Raw genomic sequence first — 14,604 nt, 5'->3', positions numbered from 1 at the left:
TCAGCGATCCTTTGGGTCCAGAGCGTCACGCAGCCCATCGCCGATGAAGAACATCGTGATGATAATGGCGACATAGAATGTCAGAGGGAACATCAGCTGCCAGAGGGTTCCGTACCCCATTGTGCCTGCCCCTTCAGCGATCAGACGGCCTAGCGAGGTATAGGGCTCCGAGATGCCAAGTCCGAGGAACGAGATAAAGCTTTCGGTCAGGATCATCTCAGGCACCAGAAGCGATGCATAGACGATTACCACGCCCAGCAGGTTGGGCAGGATATGGCGATACATGATGGTGAATTCGCTGACACCGGCGGCGCGCGCGGCCTCGATGAATTCGCGGTTTTTCAGGGCCAGAGTCTGCCCTCTGACGATCCGTGACATGGTCAACCAACCAACCGCGCCCAACGCGATGAACAGGGTAAAGAACGACCGACCGGCCACCACAAGCAACAGAATGATGATCAGAGTTGTCGGAATGGCCAGAAGGATATCGACGAACCGCATCATCGCGCCGTCAAGGCGCCCGCCAATATACCCGGCGGCGATGCCATAGCAGGTGCCAACAATCAACGCGGTGGCCGCCCCGACGAGCCCCACCAACAACGATGTTGTTGTGGCCTGAATGACCCGGCTGTAAAGGTCGCGCCCCAGATCGTCGACGCCAAAGAAGTGCCCGGTCTCAATCGACGGCATTCCCATGCCACGGATGTCACCCATCACGTTCCAGTCGATTTCCTCATTGCTCCAAACGGCGAAATATGGGCCGAAGATTGTGAACAGAACGATCATCAGCAAGATGAATACGCTCGCCATTGCGGCTTTGTTGCGGACAAACCGCATCCGCGCATCCTGCCAGAGGGAACGCCCCTGAACGGCCGTGAAATCGGTGATGTCCTCGGCCAGATGGGCGGCTTTTTGTGATTTTCCTAGCATTTTGTGCCCCTCAGTACCGGATTTTCGGATCGAACCAGGCATATGCCAGGTCGGTCAGCAGGTTCACGATCACTGTCAGCGTGCCGTACAGGATCGTGACCCCCAGCAGCACCGCATAGTCACGCGACAGGGCCGAGCCGACATAAGCCTGCCCCAGACCGCCGGTCGAGAAATAGATGTCGACGAAAACCGAACCGGTCAGAACATAGACAAAGACCGGCCCCAGATAGGACACCACCGGCAGCAGCGTGGGCTTCAACGCATGGCGCCAGATTACGGTCCTGGTAGGCAAACCCTTGGCCCGGGCCGTGCGGATGAAGTTCGAGTTCAGAACTTCGAGCATCGACGAACGGGTAATCCGCGCGATCGACCCCATATAGGACGTGGCCAATGCGATGACAGGCATGATCAGGTATTGCCACTGACCGCCGTTCCAGCCACCACCCGGCAACCATCCAAGCCACAAAGTGAAGGTCAGGATCAGGATCGGGCCCATGATGAAGTTCGGCAGCGCCTGCGCAGCGATACCCAGACCTACGGCAAAATAGTCGATCCAGCTGTTGTGTCGGATGGCCGCGGCGATCCCAAGGCCAATACCTACGACACTCGCCAGCAGGAAAGACAATGACCCGTAAGTGAGCGAGATCGGGAAGCCTTGCGAAATGATATCATTGACGTCCCGGTCCTTGAACTTGAAGGACGGGCCGAAATCGAAATGCACGACAATGTTGTACAGATAGTCCCAAAGCTGTTTCCACAGCGGCTGGTCCAGACCATAGCGCGCCTCGATATTGGCCAGCACCTGCGGCGGCAATGGCCGTTCCGAGGTAAACGGCCCGCCGGGCGCGTAGTGCATCAGAAAAAAACAGGCAACGATCAGCAACAGGATCGTTGGAACGGCGATCAGCAATCGCCGGATGATATAGGCAAGCATTTCATGCCCCCATTATTGGCTTTGCCCCGGGGTGATCCTCGGGGCAAAGCGTGGTCTAAGGAAGGTTATTCGGCGATCTTGTAGAGGTTCTTGGAGTACCAGTTCTGCTCTACGTTCTTGACCGGCCAGTTGCCGACATCGCTGTCCATCATGTAGACGCCAGCATAGTGATAGATCGGGATAACCGGAGTCTCTTGTGCAATGATCCGCTCAACCTCGGTATACAGTGGTGCTGCGTCATCTGCTGTCTTGGCCTGGGTCAGCAATTCGTCAACCTTGGAGTTGTTGTACTTGCCGTCGTTATAGCCGGAATCCGACTGCAACAGGTCCAGGAAGGTCGAGGCTTCGTTATAGTCGCCACACCAGGCGCCACGGGCCAGATCGAAGTTCTGGTTGCCGCGCTCTTCCAGGAACACTTTCCATTCCATGTTGGCCAACTCGACCTGTACGCCCAGTTTCTGTTTCCACATCTGGCTCAGTGCCACTGCGACTTTCTTATGGGCCTCTGATGTGTTGTAGACCATGTCAAAGCTCAGCGGGTTGTCGGGGCCAAATCCGGCCTCGGCCAGCAACTCCTTGGCCAGCTCGTCACGCTCGGCTTGCGTCATCGAAGCCATTTCGACCTCTGGGACGGTGAACCCAGCGGTTGCTTCGGGTGCGAACGTATATGCGGGCGGCTCACCACCGGCTTTGACGTTCTTGGTGATGATGTCGCGGTCAACTGCAAGAGACAGGGCTTGACGTACATTTGGGTTCTTGAATTCTTCCGGTCCGCTGTCAGACAGGTTGAATGTATAGTAATAGTTGCACAGGCGCGGGAAGCTGATGGCCTCTTCGGGGTGCTCTTTCTGTAGGCGCGGGAACTGACCTGCAGGTACTTCAGTGCGGTCCAGCTCGCCTGCAAGGTAACGGGTCAGGGCTACGTTTTCGTCGTTGATGACAAGGGCCACGACTTTTTCGACAATCGTATTGTCGTTATCCCAATACATCTCGTTGCGCTCACGGACCGAGCGTTCCTGTGGCAGGTGTTCGGTCAGAACATAGGCGCCGTTCGAGACGATGTTTTCCGGCTTAGTCCAGGCGTCGCCGAACTCTTCGATCACCTTCTGCGGGGCAGGGAAGGTGGTGGAATGGGTCGTCATTTGCGCGAAATAAGGCAGTGCTGCGCTCAGCTTGACCTCAAGTGTGTGGTCGTCGATGGCGGTTACGCCCAGTTCGTCCACAGGCTTCTCACCAGCAATGATTTCGGCCGCATTTTCGATCGACATCAGTTCCATGAACCACGCATAGGGCGAGGACAGAGCGGGATCGACGGCACGTTTCCATGCAAAGACGAAATCGCCTGCCGTGACCGGATCACCATTGGACCATTTGGCGTTATCACGCAGTGTAAATGTGTAAACGTCCTTGGTATCGTTTGTGGTATAGCCGGTTGCGACACCGGGCACCAAATTGCCGTCTTCGTCTTGGTTCATCAGGCCTTCGAACAGGTCGCGGACAATTTCCGCACCGGTAACGTCTTCAACAACCTGCGGGTCAACCGAACTGTGCTCATCCAGAACGCGATAGGTGAAGGTTTGATCATCCGCCAGCGCCTCGCCGGTTTCGGGATGGGTGCCGGCGGCAAATGCAGCGCCGGTGATCATGGTCGAGGTCAGTAGCCCCGCCAGAGATGTCCGAATGTATTTGTTCATATCTTTCTACTCCCATTTGTGTGGTGGCAAGGTACGCACATCCGTTCAGGATGGTCGCTGACCACCATGATTGTCCGACTCAGATAGACCGGGACTTGTTCGAATTTTGCTTTTTCAGATCGCAATGAACACCGCGTCGCAGTCTTTCGGTTTGCTGTCGGAAACGTAGTTGCGAAAGTCGCCTTTCACTGATGCAGAACGTGGCACTATTTCAAAAAAGGTTAAAGCCTTTGCGTGCAAAATGGCCAGGTGCGGCCGAAATCTAAAAAATTCCACGGGAGAACGGAAATATTATAATGATACGCGATGGTTTCTTGACATTTTTGTGAAGCTCTTGAGTAAGCGGTTGAGCGTTGACGCAAGGTCCGCTTTTGCGGATTTCCAAAAATTGGCGCGAATCGCTATTGGGTCAGTGCCCGGACCATATGGGTCTGAGGAAAGCATGTGGCGGACTGATTGGTGGCCTCTTGCCAGCGCCCGATAGAGCGGCGTGTTCGAAAGCCCGGCAGGCCGTCAGCGCCGCCGACGTCATGGCCCATCTGTTCCAATGCGCGCTGCATGGCTGCTATATCCGATCGGTAAAGACCGCCGACTTTGTCCCACCGGCCGCGGAAATCCTGGACGCCATATTCTATCCTATCCCCAACATGGCCGACGAACAGGGCGTAGAGATCGCTTTTGTTGTATTCTTTCAGGACATAAAAATTGGGGGTGACAATGAAGGCCGGGCCATTGCGCCCGGCGGGCATCATCAAAAACCCTTGCCCCTGCATTTCTTGTTTTGGAAACGGCTTGCCAGATACACGGGTGATCCCTAACCCGGCCCAGTCGCGAATAGGACGGCCCTGATCCGGCCCTTCAAGGGTGCAGGAAACCGAAGACGGGACAGTTACTTCGAACCCCCAATCACGACCCGAGACCCAGCCATGTTGGTCGAGGTAGTTTCCGATCGATGAAATTGTGTCCTCGGCCGAGGTCCAGATATCCGCGCGCCCATCGCCATTTCCATCGGCCGCATAAGTCAGGTAGTTCGATGGCATGAACTGCGGTTGCCCAAGCGCACCGGCCCAACTGCTTTTCATTTGATCCGGCGGTATGTGGCCAGCCTCGGCAATCTTGAGCGCGGCGATAAGCTCTGACGTGAAATATTCTGAGCGGGTGCTCATGAAACCTTTGGTGCCCAGAACCTGAAATGCATTATGCCGGATAGCCACCTGCCCATATCCGCTTTCGCGGCCCCAGATCGCCAGAATGATGCGCGCAGGGACGCCGGTATCGGATTCCACCTGGCTTAGCGTCGCGCTATAGCGCCGGGCCATCTTGCGCCCGACAGAGGTGGCCCCCTGAACCGAACCAGCGTTGAAATAGCGGCCCGGTGATCCGAACTCGGCCTGTTTTTGCTGTTTGGGAACTGCTTTTGCCGTGCCCGGAGGCACCAGATCTGGCAGTTTCCAGTTCAGCGTGACGCCGTTGAAGGCCCTGTTCATCGTGCGCTTTGAAATACCCTCGGATTTCGCCCGCGCCCAGACCGTGTGTTTCAGCCATGACTGAAACTGAGCCTCGATCGCCGCACGATCCTGTGCTGTCGCACTTGTCGACAGGTAGCAAAGTCCAAGAGTAAGGATTAACCAACGCATTATCCTATGATCTCACCTGCGATCTGCTTTAAGTCAACCTACCAGAATGGCGTTTCTGCCGCTGTGATCGGGGTGGCAAGATCAAATCTCGGGAAACTGGCAGAGCTGCGTAAAAATCCTTGTGAAAATTCAGGACTCTGCCGATAGTTGTCCCAATCAATTTTGAAATGAGGATGAACAGGCGTGACATATTCCAGACCGTCTTTTGCATCCTTGGTTGTCCTGTCTGCCGCTATCGCAGGTCTTGGCTTTGTGCCGGTTGCCGAAGCCAGCAACAATTTCTTGGACCCTCAGGGACCCGTCGCCGCCCTTCAGAAAAGCCACCTTTTACGTGCAACTGTTCTGATACTGGTCGCAGTTGTTCCGGTTCTGATCCTGGTGCCTTTGATTGCCATACGGTATCGAAGGCGAAAGGAGGGGCAGGCAGACTATCGACCGGAATGGGATTTTTCCGCCCGGTTGGAGTTTCTCATGTGGGGTATCCCGGTTGTTATTGTGGCCATCCTTTCATTCTATTTGTGGAAAGCCACCCACCGGCTGGACCCTTACGAGACCTCATTCGGAGAAGAACCGGCGCTGAAAGTGCAGGTTGTTGGTCTCGACTGGAAGTGGCTGTTCATCTACCCCGATCTTGGCATCGCCAGCGTCGGTGAGATGGGGCTCCCGGTCAACCAACAGGTGGCTGTCACACTGACAACGGATACGGTGATGCAGTCCTTTATGATCCCGGCGCTGGCCGGACAGATTTATGCCATGCCGGGGATGACGACCAAACTGCACCTTGTCGCCGATAGGCCCGAAACTATGCAGGGCGAGAACACGCAATATAACGGGCGTGGCTTTACCAAGCAGAAATTCAAAGCCATTGCCATGGCGCCTCAGGAGTTCAATGAATGGGCCGAGAATGTCCAGGCAAACGGGGTTCCGTTGAGCGCTGAAACATACCGAACGCTTGCCATGCGAACGGACCGGGACGAGGTGCAGGCCATGTTGGGCACTGATCAGATGCCGACTGATGCGCTGTATTTCACACTAGCCGATGGCGATCTGTTTCAGTCGATCCTGCACCGCTATGACGGGGCCACACCCTTGTCTGCCGATCAGCAACCGGGCACTGCCGAGTATGGTCAGGAGAAAACACAATGACCGATGTCGAGACTGGTTTTTTCGGCCGTCTAAACTGGGATGCTTTTCCGATCACCGGGTTGATCCAGTCGCCCAACGCAAATGAGATCGTGGCAAATGCTGCCGCTGGGATCGTGATTGTGGGCGCCATTGCCGTTGTGGGGCTGCTGACATGGTTTCGTCTGTGGGGGCCGCTGTGGCGTGACTGGCTGACCAGCGCCGACCACAAGAAGATCGGCATCATGTATATCGTCTTTGCCATCGTGATGTTGGCGCGGGGGGTTCTGGAAGGTGTCGTCATGCGCGCCCAACAAGCCGCTGGCCCGGGCGAAGGCTTTCTGGAAGCCGAGCATTTCGCCGAGCTTTTCAGTACCCATGGCACGATCATGATCTTCTTCGTGGCTGTTCCGTTTGTGTTCGGTGCCGCCAATTTCCTGATCCCGCTGATGATCGGCGCCCGCGACGTGGCATTCCCGGTGATGAACCAGATCAGCCTAGGCCTGACCGTGTCCTCGGGCATGATGCTGATGGTTTCCCTGGTGGTCGGAGAGTTCTCGACCGGGGGCTGGACGGCCTACCCACCCTTTACCGGTGCGGCCTTCAATCCCGGCGTTGGGCCGGATTATTGGATTTGGGCCATCGTCGTATCGGGGATCGGAACGACACTGACCGGGATCAACTTTGCCGTTACGATCTACAAGATGCGCGCGCCGGGGATGCAGTTCATGCGGTTGCCGATGTATTGCTGGACGATCATCTGCAGCTCGATCCTGATTGTCTTTGCCATGCCGCCGCTGGGTGTTGCGGCGCTGATGCTGGCCGCAGACCGGTACCTGGATTTCCACTTTTTCACAAATGACCTTGGCGGCAACATGATGAACTATGCCAACCTGTTCTGGCTGTTCGGACATCCCGAGGTCTATCTGTTGGTCCTGCCCGCCTATGGTATCTATTCCGAGGTTTTTGCGACCTTCTCGGCCAAGCGCCTGTACGGGTACAACTCCTTGGTGATTGCAACGATGTCGATTGCGGTGCTGTCCTTCACGGTCTGGCTGCACCACTTTTTCACCATGGGCCAAAGCGCGCTGATCAATGCGGTGTTTGGGATTGCCACCATGCTGATCGCCATACCGACTGGCGTGAAAGTCTATGATTGGATGGCCACGCTGTTTCGCGGGCGTATCCGGTTCTCGGTCCCGATGCTCTATGGGTTGTCTTTCCTGATGCTGTTCGTGATCGGAGGGTTGTCGGGCGTCATCCTGGCCAATCCGACCATCGACTATCAGGTGCATAACACCCTGTTCCTGGTCGCGCATTTTCACAATGTGCTGCTGCCTGGCGTCCTGTTTGGCCTGCTTGCGGGATACAACTATTGGTTCCCCAAAGCCTTTGGCTTCCGCCTGAGCGAAGGCTGGGGACGGATATCTGTCGCGTTGTGGACCGTTGGGTTCATGCTGACCTTCCTGCCGCTTTATTTTGTCGGCCTGATGGGGATGCCGCGTCGATCTTACAGTTGGGAAGATCCCAGCTTTCACCCCTATATGATCGTCGCCGTGCTTGGGTCTTTGGTCATTCTCGCAGCGCTTCTGTCGATCATTGTCCAGCTTTGGGTCAGCATTCGAGACCGGGAAAAAACCCGCGTGCCGGTTGGCGACCCTTGGGATGGGCGCACGCTGGAATGGTCGATTCCAGCACCGCCGCCTCCGTATAACTTTGCAATCATTCCGCATGTGACCGACCGGGATGATTTTGCCGCCGCAAAAGAGCGCGGCAAAGCCTATCCGTCCCTTGATGCCTATGAAGATATCCTCATGCCACGCAATACGGCGATCGGGTTCGGTCTGTGCGTGCTCAGCGGTATCTGGATGTTTGCGCTGGTCTGGTGGATCTGGTGGCTTGCTATTGCGACGACAGCCGCGATGTTGGCGGCCTTCATCGCCTGGACGTTCAGAACCGACACCGAAGAGGTTATACCGGCCGAGCAGGTCCGCAAAGAGCATGAAGCCTGGCTTGATTTCGTGCGCGCATCGGTTCCGGTCAATCGCGATCATGAATACGCGCCCGAGAACCGCGGCCTGGCTCGTCCCGATCTGGAGGCCACTACATGAAACGCGCGCCGACACACAGCTATCCGGGCCTAAACTTGGGCCGACGGCATCCGGGTGCCGACAAGGCCAGCGAAGTGGTCACCTTTGGGTTCTGGGTCTTTCTGATGAGCGATCTGGTCTATTTCGGCCTGATGTTCGCGATCTATATCACCATGATCGACGCGCAGGCGGGTGGGCCCGGTCCGCATGAGCTGTTCGACCTGACCAGCATTTTTGCCCAAACCCTGATCCTGTTGACCAGCAGCCTTACAGTGGGCCTTGCGATGCTGGCGTTGAAATACAACCTGCCACGGCCCCGTATCGTGCTTTGGTTCGCGGTAACTCTGGTTCTGGGCCTCAGCTTTCTGGTACTTGAGATACGTGACTTTCTGGCTATGGCGGAAAAGGGTGGCATTCCACAGCGCAGCGGGTTTCTGTCAGCGTTTTACGGGCTAGTGCCGCTGCACGGGCTGCATGTTGCTGCGGGGTGCCTGTGGTTGATCGTTCTGGGTATTCAGCTGCGTGTGTTTGGTCTAACCGACGTTCTGATGTCACGGGTGGTTCGTCTGGCCCTGTTCTGGCATTTTCTCGACCTCATCTGGATCGGCATAATCACGATCGTCTATTTCGGAGGGCTGACCTATGGATAGGCGCAGCGAAATGCACCGACGTGAACGCCGCCGATATGTGATTGGCTATGGCGGATCGCTGCTGCTGACACTGGCGGTCTTTACCATTGCATATACGTTCGGGATCGAGACCAAGGGCGTTTATTTGTCGATCGGTTTGTTGGGGCTGGCGCAGTTGATTGTTCAACTGGTGTATTTCCTGCATATCGACCGTCGACGCAGCAGCCGCGAGGACCTGGATCTAGTCCTGTTTTCCACGATGGTTCTATTGATCATTATTGTTGGGACGGTCTGGATAATGGGGAATCTTGCGGTGCGGATGCATACCTATCCGATGTAGGTCCGGCCGCACCGGATCAGCGCATCGCCATCAGCCCAAGCCACAGTGCGCCCCAACACAGCAAGAGGCTCAGCACGATATTGCCCGCCGCCGTAGCGATTGTGCGTTCGCGCCGCAGTTCCAGTGACTGGTAGGCAAAGCTGGAGAAAGTGGTGAAGCCGCCACAAAAGCCGAACACCAGGCGCTGTTCCTCCTGGCTGACGCCCGCCGGTCCGCCCAGATACCCGACCCAAAGCCCAAGCAACAGACTGCCAAAGACGTTCACGATCAGCGTTGCCACGGGCAGGTCATGGCGAATTCGAATGGCGATCCAGTGCCGCAGAACCGCGCCCAGACCGCCGCCCAAACCAAACATTGCATGCAGGTAGAGATCGCTCACTCTCACGACCTCCGCGGGGAAAAGCGACGCCCGGCGGTTTCACCCAAAATCGCCGCAAAAAGACCCGCCACAATTTCCAAAACCGCTGCGGTTAGGGCAAGCCCGAAACTGACCTCTGCCAGACGTTCCAATTCCGCGACAAATGAGGAAAACGTAGATAACCCGCCACAAAACCCAACCGCGCCCAGATGCAGGACGTGGGCATGCACCCGGTGCCGGATGGCGTATAACCAGCCAAGCACAAAGCATGCAGCTATATTTATGCCAAAGGTCTCGGTTAGGATCGGCAGACCCGAGATCCCGAGCGACAACGCTTCTCTGACCAGTGACCCAGTCGCGCCACCCGTGAAAACGGCGCAGAACATGAGAGCCGTGGCCCATGCTGTTTGCGATTTTTTCACAGCTGCTGATCCCACCCGCGTTAGCCTGTTATCGGGGATACCGATTGGTGCGACCGGGATCAACCGCACTTGGCGGATCACAAGTTCAACCATTTGCGTGATTTCGGGCGCAAAGGCTTGCGTGCAATCGCGAATTTGTACCACGGTGACTCAGCTAACAGCCACAGTGGGAGAGCACGAATGATTATACGCAGACTCTATTACGTGTTGAGCCTCGTGTGCCTGCCACTGACAATCGTGGCCGGGTTTTTCTGGCCCCCGGCCCATTGGCTGCTGCTTTTCCTGATCCCATACGCGGTGGTCGGGCTATATGATATCCTGACCACAAGGCATAACGTGCTGAACAACTATCCGGTTCTGGGGCATTTCCGGTACATGCTGGAATTTGTCAGCCCAGAGATACGGCAATATTTTGTTGAAACCAACGAAAACGGCCGTCCCTATAATCGGATCATTCGCAGCCTGGTTTATTCCCGTGCCAAAGGGCAGGTTGATACCCAGGCATTTGGTACCCAATACGACATCCAAACCGTTGGATACCACAGGGCCAATCACTCGCTTGCGCCCAAACATGTGCCCGAAAGCGAAGAACGGGTGATGCTGGGCGGGCCGCAATGTTCCCAACCCTATAGTGCCTCGCGCCTGAACGTTTCAGCGATGAGCTTTGGTGCCCTCAGCGCCAATGCAATCCGAGCATTGAATGGTGGGGCAAAGGATGGAGGTTTTGCGCATAATACGGGTGAGGGTGGTCTGTCGCCGCACCATCTGGCCGAAGGTGGCGATATCATCTGGCAGATTGGCACTGGGTATTTCGGATGCCGCGCACCGGATGGCGGGTTCGACAAAGACAAATTCACCGAAAGAGCCAGGAACGAGGTCGTCAAGGCGATTGAAATCAAGCTGTCGCAAGGGGCCAAGCCCTCGCATGGGGGGGTGTTGCCTGCGGCGAAGGTGGATGAAGAGATTGCGCAGATACGCGGAGTTCCCCTGCATCAGGACGTGATCTCTCCGCCAATTCATTCCGCATTTGACGGACCTACCGGATTGATGAATTTCGTTCAGAATCTGCGCGAGATGTCCGGTGGCAAACCTATTGGGTTTAAGTTGTGCATTGGTCGTCCGTCCGAGTTTTTAGCGATATGCAAAGCCATGCTGGAAACAGGCATCCTGCCTGATTTCATCACCATTGATGGTGCCGAAGGCGGCACGGGCGCGGCCCCAGTAGAATTCACCAACCGGTTGGGCATGCCTTTGAACGAGGCGTTGATTTTCGTGAATAACTGTCTACGCGGTGTGGGTTTGCGCGATAAGATCCGCATTATTTGCTCGGGCAAAGTCGCCACAGGCTATGACATCATCGAGAAATGCGCGCTTGGGGCCGATATGTGTAATGCGGCAAGGGCAATGATGTTTGCAGTGGGATGCATTCAGGCGCTTCACTGCAACACAAACCGATGCCCGTCCGGCGTGGCCACACAGGATCCGGTCCGAGGCCGCGCTGTGAATGTTCCGCAAAAAAGACAACGGGTACATCGCTATCACGACGCGACTTTAGAGAGCTTTCGTGAGCTGCTGGGCGCCATGGGCAAGGAAAAGGTCTCCGAACTTCACCCTTCGGACATCCTTCGGCGTACTGCAGATGAAAGAGATCGCTCTTATGCTGAACTCTATTTGCATCTTGAAGAAGGCGCTTTGCTGAAGGCTCCGCTTCCGGATGAATATGCAGAGGACTGGAATCGCGCATCGGCGCATCATTTCTGATTTTTTTGTGTGCATTGCCAAGGATTGATGTTTTTGGTTCGTCTTACCCATTGTGATGCGCATGAAAACATCGGATGAGAATCTGGCAAAGGCCGCTGCTGCAGGGGACGCTGATGCGTTTGCCACGCTATTGGCACGCCACTACGACAGGGTCTTTCGGTTGGCCTTTCGACTGACAGGACGCGCGGATCAGGCCGAAGATCTGACGCAGGATATATGCGCCGCCTTGCCGTCAAAGATCGTAGGTTTTCGTGCCGAAGCCCGGTTTACGACATGGTTGTACCGTGTTGTTGTCAATGCAGCCGAGGATGCACGCCGTCGCGCGACCCGTCACACGCGGGCGGCCCACGGCTGGGGGGATGTGGAACAGATGCGCCGGGCCGAGGTGCAGGAAACGGCCGAGGCTGTCGATTGGTTGCAACGGGCCATGCGGTCCCTGCCGCAGGACTTGCAAGACACTCTGGCCCTGACCCTCGAGGATGAGATGACCCATGCAGAAGCTGCAGAGGTGCTGGGTGTTTCCGAAGGGACAGTGTCCTGGAGGATGTCAGATATCCGCAAACGGCTGCGCGCCTTGCGGCAAGAGGAACTGGCACAATGACCGATGAACTGGACAAGCTGAAGATGCTGATGGACGCCGCCACGCCGACCCCGGATGCGTCGCGACGGATTGAAAATCTGAGCCAGGCGCAAAAAAAATTCGATAATATCCAAGGATCGACCTCTGCGCGACGTCCCACTGTCAAGCGCGGCCTCATAGCCCGCCTGACAGAAGGAGCGAAAGCCATGTTGAATGCCCTCTCTTATCGCGGTGCCCTGACCGCTACCACCGCAGTTGCTGCTGTGGCTCTGATAGTGATCTTGCCGCAGACGCGCGACGAGGTTGTTGCGCCACTGCCCTGGTCCGAGGACCGCGCCGACGCACGGCAGGAGTCTGACCTATTGGTGGCGGATATGCCCGAGGCCAATCTCGAAGAACCAGTTGTTGAGGCGCCTGTTGTGATTGAAGAAACAATCGCACCTTCCGCCAAGAGGCAGGGGGCCGTTGCGCAGCTGGGGGCTGCGGACCTTTTACAGAGCGCGCCGGCATCGGCGGTCGGGAAATTTGACATTCAACATGAGACTGTTCCCGCGCCGGAACAGAATACCGAAACTTTCGCGAACGCGGACAGCAACTCGCTGAAGATCACGACGGACGAACCGGTTTCGACTTTTTCGATTGATGTAGATACCGCCTCTTACGCCATTGTTCGGTCGTCTTTGATGAATGGTTATCTGCCGCCCAAGGATGCGGCGCGGGTTGAAGAGATGGTGAACTATTTCCCCTATTCCTACCCAGCGCCTGATGGGGTGGAACCGTTCCGTTCTACGATCACCGTGACACCGACGCCTTGGAATGAGGGGACGCAGCTTGTTCATGTCGGCATCCAAGGGGTCATGCCCCAGATCGAAGACCGTCCTCCATTGAACTTGGTTTTCCTGATCGACACATCGGGCTCAATGCAGGATGCTAACAAATTGCCGCTGCTGAAACAGTCTTTCAGGTTGATGCTGTCTGAACTCAGTCCGGAAGATCAGGTTTCGATCGTCACCTATGCGGGAAGTGCCGGGCAGGTTTTGCCACCGACCGCGGCAGCCGAAAAGATGACCATTCTCTCAGCCCTCGACAGGCTCGAAGCCGGTGGCTCGACAGCGGGGCAGGCCGGGTTGCAGCAAGCCTATCAAGTGGCAGAAGGTATGGCTGCGGACGGTGAGGTGACCCGCGTAATTCTGGCCACCGATGGCGATTTCAATGTGGGTCTGTCAGACCCTGATGCCCTGAAGGATTTTATCGCCCGCAAGCGCGACAGTGGTACATTCCTAAGCGTTCTGGGTTTTGGCCGAGGCAATCTGGACGATGCCACCATGCAGGCTCTGGCCCAGAACGGAAACGGGCAGGCGGCATATATCGATACGCTGGTTGAGGCGCAAAAAGTATTGGTCGATCAACTTACCGGGGCGCTTTTTCCCATCGCCAACGACGTCAAAATCCAGGTCGAGTTCAACCCGTCACAGATCGCTGAATACCGTCTGATCGGTTATGAAACCCGATCCCTGCAGCGCGAGGACTTTTCAAATGACAAAGTGGATGCTGGTGATATTGGAGCAGGTCACACCGTAACGGCGATCTACGAGGTCACGCCAGTTGGTTCCGATGCGATCAGAAACGGCCCGTTGCGGTATGCTGAACAATCCATATCGGATGATTCAGTGGAAATTGGTTTCTTCAAAATGCGTTACAAGCTTCCTGGTGAAGATCAAAGCAATCTGATGGAGCAGCCTATTTTACCCGGACAAGGGACAGTCACGGATGACATCCGCTTTTCCTATGCGATTGCAGGATTTGGTCAGTTGCTTCGGGGCGGAGGATATCTTGGCGGCTGGACCTATGCGGATGCCATTGATCTGGCCACGCTGTCCCGAGGTGAGGATTCTTTAGGATATCGGGCTGAAGCTGTCACCTTGATGCGTCTGGCCCAGACGCTGTCTGAGTAAGGCCCGGGCTTGGGAGTAACTAGGTTCTGGACCTATTAATTTGGTTGCCGTCATCCTGCCTGCGTGATTCATACCCGTGAGTTTCAGGGGTATAACATGAGCAATCTATTCTGGTTGACTGACGAGCAGATGGCGCGGCTTCAGCCTTACTT

Annotated in this window: 13 protein-coding genes; 7 read left to right on the top strand and 6 right to left on the bottom strand. The window is 56.1% G+C overall.

Annotated features, from left to right (window positions below):
* From FN806_RS18400 to FN806_RS18385, 4 genes are all read right to left on the bottom strand, one after another.
* Positions 1-930 (bottom strand): ABC transporter permease subunit, encoded by a 930-nt coding sequence (locus tag FN806_RS18400; RefSeq protein WP_142639834.1) that lies wholly within the window; start codon positions 928-930, stop codon positions 1-3.
* Positions 931-940: 10 nt separating this feature from the next.
* Positions 941-1,864: an oligopeptide ABC transporter permease OppB gene (oppB, locus tag FN806_RS18395; RefSeq protein ID WP_142639832.1), complete on the bottom strand. Its 924-nt coding sequence runs from the start codon at positions 1,862-1,864 to the stop codon at positions 941-943.
* 65 nt (positions 1,865-1,929) lie between these two features.
* Positions 1,930-3,558, bottom strand: coding sequence for a peptide ABC transporter substrate-binding protein (locus FN806_RS18390; protein WP_142639830.1), 1,629 nt, complete (start codon positions 3,556-3,558; stop codon positions 1,930-1,932).
* Between the two features lie 401 nt (positions 3,559-3,959).
* Positions 3,960-5,195, bottom strand: coding sequence for a lytic murein transglycosylase (locus FN806_RS18385; protein ID WP_142639828.1), 1,236 nt, complete (start codon positions 5,193-5,195; stop codon positions 3,960-3,962).
* A gap of 183 nt (positions 5,196-5,378) precedes the next feature.
* On the opposite strand from FN806_RS18385, the gene FN806_RS18380 reads away from it, so the two are divergent.
* The 4 genes from FN806_RS18380 to FN806_RS18365 are packed head-to-tail and all read left to right on the top strand — an operon-like array spanning position 5,379 to position 9,376.
* Positions 5,379-6,341: a cytochrome ubiquinol oxidase subunit II family protein gene (locus FN806_RS18380; RefSeq protein ID WP_142639826.1), complete on the top strand. Its 963-nt coding sequence runs from the start codon at positions 5,379-5,381 to the stop codon at positions 6,339-6,341.
* On the top strand, positions 6,338-8,428 hold the full coding sequence (locus tag FN806_RS18375; RefSeq protein WP_142639824.1) for a cbb3-type cytochrome c oxidase subunit I: 2,091 nt from the start codon (positions 6,338-6,340) through the stop codon (positions 8,426-8,428). Before FN806_RS18380 ends, FN806_RS18375 begins: the two co-directional genes overlap by 4 nt.
* The gene (locus tag FN806_RS18370) at positions 8,425-9,057 is read left to right on the top strand and encodes a cytochrome c oxidase subunit 3 (protein WP_142639822.1); all 633 of its coding nucleotides are present in this window, start codon (positions 8,425-8,427) and stop codon (positions 9,055-9,057) included. Before FN806_RS18375 ends, FN806_RS18370 begins: the two co-directional genes overlap by 4 nt.
* A complete protein-coding gene (locus FN806_RS18365; protein WP_142639820.1) occupies positions 9,050-9,376 on the top strand; it encodes a cytochrome o ubiquinol oxidase subunit IV in 327 nt (108 codons plus the stop codon). Before FN806_RS18370 ends, FN806_RS18365 begins: the two co-directional genes overlap by 8 nt.
* Before the next feature lie 16 nt (positions 9,377-9,392).
* Here FN806_RS18365 and FN806_RS18360 read toward each other — a convergent pair whose 3' ends face one another.
* A complete protein-coding gene (locus tag FN806_RS18360) occupies positions 9,393-9,755 on the bottom strand; it encodes a fluoride efflux transporter FluC (protein ID WP_142639818.1) in 363 nt (120 codons plus the stop codon).
* 2 nt (positions 9,756-9,757) lie between these two features.
* Entirely contained in the window at positions 9,758-10,249 is a 492-nt protein-coding gene (locus FN806_RS18355) for a fluoride efflux transporter FluC (protein ID WP_246097338.1), read from the bottom strand.
* An 87-nt stretch (positions 10,250-10,336) separates the two neighbouring features.
* Here FN806_RS18355 and FN806_RS18350 point away from each other — a divergent pair, with 87 nt between their 5' ends.
* The 3 genes from FN806_RS18350 (at position 10,337) to FN806_RS18340 (ending at position 14,452) form a co-directional block, all read left to right on the top strand.
* On the top strand, positions 10,337-11,917 hold the full coding sequence (locus tag FN806_RS18350; protein ID WP_142639816.1) for an FMN-binding glutamate synthase family protein: 1,581 nt from the start codon (positions 10,337-10,339) through the stop codon (positions 11,915-11,917).
* Between the two features lie 61 nt (positions 11,918-11,978).
* Positions 11,979-12,518: an RNA polymerase sigma factor gene (locus FN806_RS18345; RefSeq protein WP_142639814.1), complete on the top strand. Its 540-nt coding sequence runs from the start codon at positions 11,979-11,981 to the stop codon at positions 12,516-12,518.
* Positions 12,515-14,452, top strand: a complete 1,938-nt coding sequence (locus tag FN806_RS18340; RefSeq protein ID WP_142639812.1) for a vWA domain-containing protein — start codon at positions 12,515-12,517, stop codon at positions 14,450-14,452. The genes FN806_RS18345 and FN806_RS18340 overlap by 4 nt, the downstream gene beginning before the upstream one ends.
* Positions 14,453-14,604 lie beyond the last annotated feature (152 nt).

This window comes from Ruegeria faecimaris, assembly GCF_900182615.1.
Classification (GTDB): Bacteria; Pseudomonadota; Alphaproteobacteria; order Rhodobacterales; family Rhodobacteraceae; genus Ruegeria; species Ruegeria faecimaris.
The sequence above is the reverse complement of the archived record's forward strand: the minus strand, read 5'-3'. Positions and strand labels throughout refer to the sequence as shown.